Source organism: Pseudaminobacter salicylatoxidans (assembly GCF_003148475.1).
Lineage (GTDB): Bacteria > Pseudomonadota > Alphaproteobacteria > Rhizobiales > Rhizobiaceae > Pseudaminobacter > Pseudaminobacter salicylatoxidans.
In genome coordinates this window covers 149336-160927 of sequence record NZ_QGGG01000009.1, presented here as the reverse complement: position 1 = coordinate 160927, position 11592 = coordinate 149336, and the positions used below count along the sequence as shown (strand labels likewise).

11 protein-coding genes are annotated in these 11592 nt (G+C 59.9%); 4 read left to right on the top strand and 7 right to left on the bottom strand.

The features are described 5' to 3' along the window. The first annotated feature begins 12 nt into the window (after window positions 1–12). Complete coding sequence (locus C7441_RS13955; protein ID WP_109613385.1) at window positions 13–909, top strand: UTP--glucose-1-phosphate uridylyltransferase; 897 nt, start codon at window positions 13–15, stop codon at window positions 907–909. 97 nt (window positions 910–1006) lie between these two features. After that, window positions 1007–3325, top strand: a complete 2319-nt coding sequence (locus tag C7441_RS13950) for a Wzz/FepE/Etk N-terminal domain-containing protein (protein ID WP_425326588.1) — start codon at window positions 1007–1009, stop codon at window positions 3323–3325. 32 nt (window positions 3326–3357) lie between these two features. Here C7441_RS13950 and C7441_RS13945 read toward each other — a convergent pair whose 3' ends face one another. After that, the gene (locus C7441_RS13945; protein WP_109613383.1) at window positions 3358–4134 is read right to left on the bottom strand and encodes a metallophosphoesterase; all 777 of its coding nucleotides are present in this window, start codon (window positions 4132–4134) and stop codon (window positions 3358–3360) included. 267 nt (window positions 4135–4401) lie between these two features. On the opposite strand from C7441_RS13945, the gene C7441_RS13935 reads away from it, so the two are divergent. Next, window positions 4402–5511 (top strand): acyltransferase family protein, encoded by a 1110-nt coding sequence (locus tag C7441_RS13935; protein WP_109613444.1) that lies wholly within the window; start codon window positions 4402–4404, stop codon window positions 5509–5511. Between the two features lie 79 nt (window positions 5512–5590). Here the strand turns inward: C7441_RS13935 and C7441_RS13930 are convergent, their stop codons facing one another. Continuing rightward, complete coding sequence (locus tag C7441_RS13930) at window positions 5591–6502, bottom strand: LysR family transcriptional regulator (RefSeq protein ID WP_109613381.1); 912 nt, start codon at window positions 6500–6502, stop codon at window positions 5591–5593. A 90-nt stretch (window positions 6503–6592) separates the two neighbouring features. On the opposite strand from C7441_RS13930, the gene C7441_RS13925 reads away from it, so the two are divergent. Then, window positions 6593–7030, top strand: coding sequence for a PACE efflux transporter (locus C7441_RS13925; protein WP_109613380.1), 438 nt, complete (start codon window positions 6593–6595; stop codon window positions 7028–7030). Between the two features lie 52 nt (window positions 7031–7082). Here the strand turns inward: C7441_RS13925 and C7441_RS13920 are convergent, their stop codons facing one another. From C7441_RS13920 to dctP, 5 genes are all read right to left on the bottom strand, one after another. Continuing rightward, entirely contained in the window at window positions 7083–7343 is a 261-nt protein-coding gene (locus C7441_RS13920) for a hypothetical protein (protein ID WP_109613379.1), read from the bottom strand. A gap of 174 nt (window positions 7344–7517) precedes the next feature. Then, a complete protein-coding gene (locus C7441_RS13915) occupies window positions 7518–8390 on the bottom strand; it encodes a polysaccharide deacetylase family protein (RefSeq protein WP_109613378.1) in 873 nt (290 codons plus the stop codon). Between the two features lie 26 nt (window positions 8391–8416). Then, window positions 8417–9730, bottom strand: a complete 1314-nt coding sequence (locus C7441_RS13910) for a TRAP transporter large permease (RefSeq protein WP_109613377.1) — start codon at window positions 9728–9730, stop codon at window positions 8417–8419. Then, on the bottom strand, window positions 9727–10206 hold the full coding sequence (locus C7441_RS13905; protein ID WP_170125134.1) for a TRAP transporter small permease: 480 nt from the start codon (window positions 10204–10206) through the stop codon (window positions 9727–9729). Before C7441_RS13905 ends, C7441_RS13910 begins: the two co-directional genes overlap by 4 nt. A 207-nt stretch (window positions 10207–10413) precedes the next feature. Next, the gene (gene dctP, locus C7441_RS13900; protein ID WP_109613375.1) at window positions 10414–11397 is read right to left on the bottom strand and encodes a TRAP transporter substrate-binding protein DctP; all 984 of its coding nucleotides are present in this window, start codon (window positions 11395–11397) and stop codon (window positions 10414–10416) included. Between the last annotated feature and the right edge of the window lie 195 nt (window positions 11398–11592).

Sequence of the window (11592 nt, the reverse complement as noted above, 5' to 3'; positions counted from 1 at the left end):
AGGGAAGAAGCGATGAGAAAAGTCAGAAAAGCGGTGATTCCGGTCGCAGGACTCGGAACGCGATTTCTCCCGGCGACGAAAGCCATGCCCAAGGAGATGCTCACCGTAGTCGACCGTCCGGTCGTGCAATATGCGGTCGATGAGGCGCTGGAGGCAGGCATCGAGCACATCGTGTTCGTCACCGGGCGCAACAAGCATGTCATCGAGGACTATTTCGACATCCAGCCCGAACTGCTGGATACGCTCACCCGCACGGGCAAGCACGAGCAGCTTGCCTCGCTCAACCGGCTTCAGCCACGGCCGGGCGCGATCAGCTTCACCCGCCAGCAGGCGCCGCATGGGCTTGGCCACGCTGTGTGGTGCGCACGCGACATCGTCGGCGACGAGCCCCTCGCGCTGCTCTTGCCCGACATGGTTTCCTACGGCGAAAAGGGGTGTTTGTCGCGCGTGATGGACCTTTACGAACGAACCGGCGGCAATGTGATCGCCGTCGAACAATGCGACCCCAGGGAGACGGGCAGCTACGGGATCGTCGGCAAGGGCGCCAAGGCAGGTTCCGGCTTCGCCATCACCGAAATGGTAGAGAAGCCCGCGCCGGAAGCCGCACCGTCCAACTATTACATCAACGGTCGCTACGTGCTGCAGCCGGATATCTTCGACATTCTGGGCACTCAGAAACGCGGTGCCGGCAACGAGATCCAGCTTACCGACGCGATGGTGCGGCTTTCAGCCAGTCAACAATTCTTCGCCTCCCCTTTCGACGGACGCATGTTCGACTGCGGCTCCAAGGACGGGTTCATCGCGGCCAACGTCGCCTTCGCGCTGGCCCGCGAAGACATGCGCGACATGGTGTTCGGACCGATCCAGGAGATGGTCGTTTCCCACAGGCGTCACTCTCAGGCGGCCTGACGTAAAGGCAAAAGGGATCGGCTGCCGCACGCCGCAGCCGATTCCTCGTAATGAAGCGGTATTGGCAGGCAAGTTCATGAACCACGGAAGTTTCCCATTGAAGAACCGAAGTGTGATGCCCGCCACAAGTGCGGACGACTTCATCGATCTCGACATGCTGTTGGCCGCCGCGCGCCGCCAACTCAGGCTGGTCGGTCTTTTCGCGCTGCTGGGCCTGATGCTTGGCGCGCTCTATCTCGTCTTCACGCCGTCACTCTACACGGCCTCCACGCGTATCTTGCTCGATGACAGCCTGACCAAATTCGCTGAGGACAAGCAGACGCCACCCGCCGGACCGCAGGCCGATGCGATGGTGCTGAGCGAGGTCGAAATCCTGAAATCCAGCCGGCTTGCCCGCTCGGTGGTGATGGATCAAAAGCTTCAGGACAATGACGCCTTCCTCAACCCGCCGCGCTCGCCGCTCGCCTGGTTCAAGGCCACGGTCAAATCAGTCGCCGGATTATCCTCGCCGGTGTCGTCGAATGAAAATGCCAGGATCGGGAAGGCTGTCGGGCTGCTCCAGTCCCGGCTCAGGGCCGAGCGTGTGGGGCGCAGCCTGGTCATCGAGCTTTCCTTCGAGGATCACGATCCCAGGCTGGCGGGCGCGATCACGCGCGCCTATGCGGACGCCTATCTCTCCGATCACCTCAACGCCAATTTCGACGCCACCCAGCGCGCCACGGTGTGGCTGCAGGGACGTCTGGACGACCTACGCAGCAGCTCGCAGGAAGCTGCCCTTGCCGTCGAGCAGTTTCGGGCCAGGACGGGTCTTACGGCGGCGCGGGGCGAGCTGATGTCGGAGCAGCAACTTTCCGACCTGAACAGCCAGGTCATTCTCGCCCAGGCCGATACGGCCAACGCATTCGCCCGCTACAATCAGTTCAAGGCCATTGTCGACAACGGCCCGGACAACGCCGTCAAGAACGCCACGATCCCGGCGGAGAAGGGTACCAGCGGCAACAACACCAATGCCATCAACGAGATGAAATCGCGCTATTTGAGCATTTCCAAGCGCGAGCAGGACATTTCGAGCCGCTTCGGCGAGGATCACGCGCAGGCCGTGGCGCTGCGCCGCGAGGAGGCCGACCTGACCCGGCAGATCTTCGCCGAGCTCCAACGCCTGACGGAAAGCTATCGCAACGAATATCAGGTGGCCAAGTCACGCGAGGATTCATTGCGGACGAATGTCCGGGAGCTGTCGGGCAAGAACTCGATGACCGGCAAGGACCAGGTCGAACTGCGCAATCTTGAGCAGAAGTCGCAGGCCCTGGCCACGCTCTATCAGGCGTTCCTCGCACGCTATGAGGAGGCGGCCCAGCAGCGTTCGTTCCCGATCGCACAGGCGCGGGTCATCTCGCAGGCGGATGATCCGACGACCGCATCCAGTCCGCGCAAGTCCATGGTGCTGGGGCTGTCGCTCGTGCTCGGCCTCTTTGCCGGCGTAGCCGGTGGGGCAGTGCAGGAATTTCGCGAGCGCTTCTTCCGCACCGGCGACGACGTGCGCGATTCCCTCGACCTAAATTTCCTGGGCTATCTGCCGCGAGTCGGGAACAGGCTTGTCGAAACCGCAGGAAAGGCCGCCACGAATGGAGAGAAAGCACGCCAGCCGGGCCCCGAAACGGTCACGCCGCGCATGCTTCGCGTGGCGATCAACGCGCCCAGTTCGTCCTTTGCCGAGACACTGCGCAACGTCAAGCTGGCCGCCGATGTCGTTCTGCACCACAGCCCATGCAAGGTGATCGGCTTCGTCTCGGTATTGCCCAGGGAAGGCAAGACGACGGTGGCAGCGAATTTCGCCGGCCTCCTTGCTGCCAATGGCGCAAGGACGCTGCTGATCGATGCAGACTTGCGCAACCCCGGTCTGAGCCGCAGCCTTCCGCTGCCGGAAAAAGGGTTGGTGGAAGCGATCGTCGGTGATGTGCGCTGGCAGAATGTTTGCCTCACCGACCGCAAGACCAGGCTAACCATCCTGCCCACGGTGGGACGCAGGCGTCTGTCGCATACCAGTGAGCTGATTTCGGGGCCGGCCATGGCCAGCCTCATCGAGGAGATGCGCGCCTCCTTCGACTATATCGTGGTGGACCTGCCGCCGCTGGGGCCGGTGGTCGATGCCAAGGCGTTCGCGCCACTGGCCGACGGCTTCGTGATGGTGGCCGAATGGGGCGCCACACCGCGCGTTCTGGTGCGCTCCATATTGCAAACCGAACGACAGATCGCAGCCCGGACGCTCGGCATCGTGCTCAACAAGACCGACATGAAGAAGCTCGCGCGTTACGGGCAACTTGGCGGCGCCGAGCAATATCTCGATCGCTACGGCTCCTACTATGTCGAGGAGGTTTCACCGGGAGCCAAGACCGGCCGGATGGAGAAAGCATGATCTGGGCAAGAAGAACTCCGGGTGCGGAACTTTCAATTGGTCAGGTATCGGCCCTTGTCACGCCATATGCGCAGCGCCGAGAGCTTTCCACTGAAGACCGCACCGGTGTCGAGATTGACCCGCATGCCTTCGCGCTTCGCTTCCTCGATGGGCGTATGTCCATGTATGACATAGTGGTTGAGCAGACGAGCGTTTTCAAAAAAATCCGACCGGATGCAGACCAGATCGTGATCGGTCTGTTTGGCCAGCGCCACGCCGGGGCGGATGCCCGCATGCACGAAGACATATCTGTCCGCCTCGATCAGGACCGGCAGGGACCGCAGGAAGTCGCGATGGGCAGCAGGAATGGCATCGCGGATGGCGTCATCGACCTCTCTTGCGTTTCGGTGGAGGTCGCGCAGGCGATTGTGGTCGATGCCGTAGGAAAACAGTGTCGGCTCCGCGCCCATGGCAAGCCATGACTGTAGGCTGGCGCGGCCTTCCAGATAGTCCAGCATGGCGACTTCGTGGTTGCCGGCCAGGCAGATGCGCTCGAAGCCGACCAGTGCCGGTGCAATCAGATGGTCGAGGACCTGTGCTGACGACGGGCCGCGGTCGACATAATCGCCAAGCATCACGATCAGCTTGCGGTCGGGCAGAGTGCGGGCATCTTCCTCGATATGCTGTTCGAGTGCCTGGAGTTCGTCGAGGCAGCCATGCACATCCCCGATCGCATAGATGGCAATCTCGCTCGGGTCGAGCCGCAAGCGGCGGCGCGGATTCCGGATGCCGCTTCTACCCAATCCGAAAAGGCGTGCGACCGTTTTCATCGCGTTCCGGCATTCCCGTGCTGGGCGAATATCAAACGGGGCTGCATGCGCTGTGTCTGCAACAGGTGGCTGTTCCCATGGTTCTCACGCGCACTGCCTGCGGCAGCGGCGCCGCTTCGCGTCCTTCGCTCCGGCTTCTGAAAGAGGCCGTGCCGACAAAAGTCGGGATACCGGGACCAGCCCAATTCTTCAAGGAGATTGGACTTGAAGACCAGTAGCGCCCCTCCCCCTTCGTCGCACCGCGTCCCACCGGATGTGTCGGAACGCGTGAGCATCGCGCGTTTCCTCTGCATCTTCCTCATGATGTTCGTCCACGTCCAGCCGGGAATAGCCGAGAACGTCTATGATCGCGATGCCGGGGCATTCGACATCGTCTATTTCATCTTCTCGCGGTTGCTCGGCCTCAGTTCCGTTTCGCTGCTCAGCATCGTCTCCGGCTATTTCGTCGTCGCCAGCCTGCGGAAGGCAGGTGCCTGGCGGCTGGTCAAGTCCAAGGCGCGCACGCTGGTCGTGCCGCTGGTCGCCTGGAACCTGTTGATGCTGGCGCTGCTGGCCGTCTACGGCCTGATCAGCGGCAACTGGCACGATATGCCGGAATTTTCCATGATGGGCATGGCCAATGCGCTCTTTGCGCTCACGACATGGCCGCTCGACGTGCCGCTTTGGTTCCTGCGGGATCTTTTCGTTTGCTGCGTGTTTTCGCCCGCGCTCTATGCCGGGTTGAAGCGTGTCCCGGTCATCACGATGCTCGGACTTGTGGCCTTCATGGTGTTTGGCGACGATCTCCTCATCATGCAGCGGCCGCAGCTTCTGTTGTTCTTCGGCCTTGGCATGTGGCTGCGCATCGCCGAACCGGATACCCGGACCATCGACCGCATGGCTGGCGCGCTGACGGTGGGGCTTGCGATCATGGTCGCCATTTTCCTGACGATCCGCATCGAACGAATCCTCCTCAGCGAAATGAACCCGACTCTGCGGCTTACGCTCGACACCCTGCTGCGCGTGACCATGGCCGGTGGTTTCTGGTTTCTGACCGGCGCGATACGGCATTCCGCACTCGCCAGGCTGTGCCGGAGGCTGGAACCCTACGCCTTCTTCCTGTTCTGCAGCCACGCCATCCTGTTCAATTTCGGCGGGATCATCTTCCGGCGGTTTTTCGGCAATTACGGATCGGACCTGTTTGCGATCACCTTCTTCTCGCTGCCGGTTATTGCCGTCGTCTGTGCTGTCCTCGGCCTGCGTATCATCGCCGGATCGCGGGTGCTGCTGTTCCTTTTCAACGCCGGCCACGGTCTGCCGCAACCGGCGCAAGCTGAATGGAAACAGACCCCGGCCACGAGGCAACTGGCCGTCAGCAGGACCCCGGAAGGGCGTTGATCGAGGACCGGTGGCCCGATCCATTTACGGCCTCACCGCTGTGTAGGTTCTCCAGTGGGGAAAACGCCTGTCCTGAAGCTCAGGGATGGTTTCCAGCGCCATTTGGCGCGGCGCCAAGACGATGGGCGGCGATGCGCTCGCGCAACCACTTTGCTGCCGGGCCACCCGGCCGTTGCTTATGCCAGACCATTTCCAGCGCGACGGGCCAATCCGCATTGTCGAACTGCAGGGCTGGCGTCACCAGATCCGCGACAACGGGCGAGTTGGCGATGATGTGATCCGGCACCAGAGCCCAGCCGATCCCCCGCTTGACCATCTGCAGGATCACCCAGTGGCTTTCCACCCACCAGACCTCGGCAGCCGTGCGCAAGCGCTGCTTGCCCGCACCTTCGCTGCGAACGGCGACCATCAATTGCCGATGCCGCTTGAGTTCCTCCCACTCCACGACGGTTCTTGCAAGAGGGTGATCCTTGCCGCACACCAGTTTCAGCGGCACCCAGCCGAGCGTGTGAAACGCAATTGCGCCCGGCAATGCCTCCTGCTGCCACATGACCCCGAGATCGGCCTTTCCGTCCAGAACGAGCTGGCTGACATCTTCCATCATCGGAAACAACAGCTCCAGTTCAACATGGGGGAAGCTTTGTGCGAACTCGGCGAACAGCGCCGCGAGCGCCCGCTCAGGATAAAGTTCGTCGATTGCAACGACGAGACGCTTCTCTACATGCGCCTCGAAGCTCGCAGCGACGCCAATCAGATGGGTGCGGCGATCAAGGATCACCTTCGCCTCCGGAAGCAGCCGTTCGCCGGCGGCGGTCAGGACAGGATTGCGACCCTCCCGGCTGAACAGCAGCACACCGAGATCCTCCTCCAGATTGGAAACCTGCGTGCTTATCGCCGATTGAGCCTTGCGAAGCACACGGCCGGCCGCCGAAAAAGACCCGTGTGTCGCCGCAGCGACAAAGGCCTCCAGTTGCTCCAGGGATACCGCCATCTATATCGAAACCAGATAGTATGTAACTTTATTATGCTGTATTTGGAGATATAAGGAGCGCAAGTCAACGAGAACAAGAAACGTCCTATCATGCGCAGCTTCCCCGACCGTGTCCGGCACGCTCTGATGTTCGAGATCATCGGTCTGGCGATCATCACGCCGGCGGCCGCCTATTTATATGACAAGCCAATCCTGCAGATGGGGGTGGTGAGCATCGGCTCCGCCACAATCGCAACGATCTGGACTTTCGTGTTCAACCTTGGTTTCGACCACGCCATGCGCCGGATGCTCGGCCACACCGCCAAGAGCTTCAGAATGCGCCTGGCTCACACCGTTCTGTTTGAACTCGGCTTGCTGATCCTGCTGTTGCCGCCGATAGCCTGGTACCTGAACATGACGCTGATCGATACCTTGATACTCGATCTGGGGATCGTTGCGTTCTATCTGGTCTACAATTTCGCCTTCAACGTCGCCTACGATCGCGTGTTCCCGGTGCCAACGGCCCGCCACGTCAAAGTCATGCCCTGACGCTTGCGTCCGTCCAGGTTGCAGGGCCACTCGCGCTTCGGCGCATCCGGCTTCATCCCCGTTTGCTGACTGTCACGACAGACCAGACCACGAGCGTGACCACGTAAAGCGCAACGCCACCAAGCGGCATGATGAAAATAGCCGCGGCCAGTTGGCAGGAGCCATCCTGGCATGTTCCGAGATAACCGGCGTCGGCAAGCGCCATGCCGACCGCCATCGCCACGGCAAGGCAGCCGAAAAGAATGACCGCGATCAGAACCGCGCGGCAAAACGAGATCGCCAGATATCGCGCGTCCAGCTGATTGCTCCTCAACCTCCGGTTTCTGCCTTCTTCTAACATCCCTCGCGAACTGGCGCGTTGACACATGACGACAAGCCGTCATCAAACGTCAGTGGAAGCGCTGTAATCGCCCTTTCCATGTGGCATCGGCTTCATGCTGGGCGACATCGGGGCCGGGGGCAAAGTGGGCCGCTTGGCGGCATATACCTAAGCTCGTTTGCCGTACCAGTCGAAAATATCCTCGGCGGTCGTGAACCAGACACCGTCATGTCCCAGGATATGATCGAGTGCCTGTTCGAAATACTTCATTCGATGCGGCGCGCCCATAATGTAAGGATGAATGCTCATCGACATGACGCGGGGCTGCAGTTCGCCTTCGGCATAAAGCCGGTCGAACTGGTCGGTCACACGATCCAGCCAGGCGGATGATTCATGCTGATGCGCCACCATGAGTGGAAGATCACCCATCTCGACGGAATAGGGGATCGAAACCATGTCTCCATGGCTCGTCCTCATCCGCACCGGATGATCGTCCAGCGGCCAGTCGACCGTGAACCTGAAGCCCGCGGCCGCCAGCTGATTCAGCGTTTCCGGCGTCTCGTGGAGTCCGGGACCGAGCCATCCCTTGGGCGCCACGCCCGAGTAGCCCTGGATCACCTCAAATGTCCGGCGAATCTCAGCTGCCGGATCCTCGAGCAAGTGCACCGGCTTCTGGTGATAGCCATGCCCCATGAAGTTCCAGCCTGCATCGCGGATGGCCCGCGCTACCGGCTCATAATGCGATTCTATCACCTCGCCATTTATGGCCGCCGATGCCCTCACCTTCCGTGCGTTGAGACTGTCGAGCAGCCGCCAGAAGCCAACCCGCATGCCATACTCGTGCCAAGACCAGTTAGGCACGTCCGGCACGACCGAGGCTCCGCCAGGAGCACCGAAATATTGTCGCGGCACCGGCTTGTCAAAGGCCCACGCCTCGACATTGACGATCAGATAGACGGCCACCCTTGCATTAGCAGGCAGGGTGAACCGAGGGCGTGCCGGGAGCGGATCGAAACCGAATATTTCCTTTGGATGGAGCATGGTATTCCTGTGTGTTGATAGCTGGTTCACTTCATGATCGACGGCAGGATCGTGACGATCCACGGATTGAACAGGATCAGTGCGATCACCAGACCATTGATGGCCAGATAGGGGAGCGATGCCCTGTAGATGGAACCGATGCTCGTCCCGTCCGGCGCGACCCCCTTCATGACGAAAAGGAGCATGCCGAAAGGAGGCGTCATCAAGCTCATTTCCAGATTGATCAACATCATGACCGCGAACCAGACGCCATCGGCATCAATCAGCTTCAGCAATGGCACGAAAATCGGGAGAGTGATCAACATGATAGCGATCTGCTCCATGAAGCACCCGAGCACCAGTACGACCAGCATCATCAGACCGATCAGCATAAGCGGTTGGAGCGACAGAGTACTGACGAAGCCGACCAGCTCACGGCCACCACCCGAATAGGCGAGGATCTGGCTAAAGCCAATCGCCATGGCCATGATCAGCAGCATCATGCCGGTGATCCGCACGGTACCCATGCCCGCGTCGATGAGCTTTCTCGTCGAGAGACCACCATAGCAAAAGGCCATGATGAGCGATGACACGCAGCCCAGCGCGGCGGCTTCAGTAGGCGTTGCAATGCCCATGAATATGACCCCGACCACGCTGAATACCACCACCGACAGTGGCAATATGTAGATGACGAGCTCCCGCAAAGCCTCCTTGAGGTTGAAGTCCGAGCTTTCTTCGCGCGGCGCCAGCGCCGGGTTGAGCCAGCACGAGATCACGATAAATGCCCCATAGCAACACGCAAGCAGCAGGCCCGGCAGGATCAGGGCAATCAGCAATGCCCCGATCGAAATATGTGCGATCGTTGCGTAGAACACGGCGAGCGTGCTGGGCGGCACCAGCATCGCCAGGCCGCCACTCGCGATGATGGGGCCCATCGACATGCCGTCTGCGTAGCCTTTGCGCTTCATCTCGGGAAGCAACATCTTGCCCAGCATTGCCGTGTTGGCGAGCGTGGAGCCACTAAGCGCGGAGAAGGCGGTACCGCTAGCTACTGACAACAGGCTAAGGCGCCCGGGAACGCGACCAAACCATTTGTCGATGGCGCTCAACGCCTTGTTGGCGATGTTCGACTGCCAGAGCAATTCTCCCATCAGCACAAACAGTGCGATCGGCAGCAAGGTGAAGTTGGTCACCCCTGAGTCGATTGAAAGGACGAAAGACTGGAGTGGCGCCCCCCACCCCTGCAAAAAGATGATGGACACGATTGTGACGGTTGCAAATGCGAATGCGATCGGCATGCCGATCACGAGCAGCCCGACCAGTCCCCCAAAAATCAGCGAAAGAATTGCGATGCCGCTCATTTGGAGACTCCCTTGCGTGCGGATTGAGCGGAAAGACGCAGATATTCGATCGCGGCCAGACCAAAGCCGAAGGGAATTGCGATGCGGGAGATCCACAACGAGTACTGAACCAGCCCATCATTGGTCAGGTTACGGGAGTACGCATCCACAGTGCTGAGGCCACCCCACCAGGTGATGAGAAGGCAGATCGCCGCAACGGCCATGTTGGTGCAGACATCGAGGCGCGCGGCATTGGCGGGCGATAGGTTGTTGACCAGTACGTCCACGCAAATGTGACCGCGTTCGCGCGCCAGCCAAGGCAAAGCCAGCATCGTCACATACAGGAGCAGCAATTCCGTCACCTCGAAGACCCACATTAGCGACTCACCGAAGAATCTCAGGATAACGTCAAGACTGACCGCCAATGCACAGAACGCTATCAGTATGGCTGACACGCCACCGCAGATGTCTAAAAAAGTATTGTAGGCGCGATTCATTATCGAACTCCAACACACCTGGTGTTCATTTGGATCACATTTTTTCATTACTATTCAATCCAATCACATGGATTGATCTACGCTTTCGAGAATCCAATTAAGGAGAGATCCGTAATGGAATCTGCTCTGACCGCCCGCCAGCATGGCGAACCCAGATCATGCACGCGCGATCCCGCGCACCGCGCGCGCCGGTAAAGCGGTTGCAGGCTAGTTGCCCGCAACCTCAAGACGCTCAACCAAGCCAGGATTGGCGTCGATCAGGGTCTTGTTTTGGGCGAGGAAATCGTTCCAGCCAGCCTCGTAGGCAGTTTTGAGGAAAAGGGCCTCATCCTCGGGCGAGAAGCGGATGAAATTGAGGCCTTCTTTGCGCAGGTGTTCATTTTCGTCCTGCAAAAGCGCGCCTATTTTTTCTTCTACCTTGCTCTCGAACTCGACCGAAATCTTTTGGAGTTCTTCTTTCACATCGTCGGGAAGCCCATCATAGACAGACTTGTTCATCAGCAGCGCGGTATCGAGCGAATAGAAGGGAGTATCCAGAACATATTTGGTCTGCTCCTGGAGACCGAGCTCGCGAATACCGGTTTCAGGCCAGCCATATCCCTGCACGACGCCGCGCTCCAGCGCCGTGTAGAGTTCGTTCGGCGCGACGTTTACCGGCGTCCCCCCCAAGGCGCGCACCAGCGGCAGGTAGACAGGTGAAACACGGATCGATTTGCCGGAGAAATCCGGATTTTCAATCGGAGTTTTGAAGTAAAGACGGTATTTCTTCCCCCCTGCCGTGTTGGCGAGGTACTCCACGCCGGCTTGGGCGTGCAATTCGCGCATGATGTCGGCGTAGCCTGACTTGCGCAGATCGGTCGGAGACTTGCTCGTGAACATGACAGCGGCCGCAGCCGGAACTTCGCTGCGATAGTAGGCAGCGGCTGTCAGCACCATGTCGACCACGCCATTCTTCATGGCATCAAACTGGTTACCGGGATCTGCGATCTCCGGTCCTCCCAGATACCGAACCTCCACCTTGCCAGCCAGGCGCTCGTTGACCATGTCGCGGAACATCAGCAGGGCCTGGCTCATGTCGTATTCGACCTGCCAAGGGGTGATTGCCCGCAGCACGACCGGCTCCGCCCGCGCTGCAGAAAATGGCAACGCCGCCAGGGCGAAGCCGGCAAAAAGCAATGACTTAAGTTTCATTTTGCTCTCCCATCAAGTTGAAACTTTACATGATATTTCAGTTTTCCTGCAATCCTTTTCGACACCGCCCGAAGCTGGCCTGGCCACACGCCCGGACACTCAGCTCCTGAAGCTTTGCGGATCGCGGCTTCCGGCATCGTGGTCCGGAAAGCCAAAATGCTGTATTGCCCTCACGTCTCCCGAGGCGGAACTGCC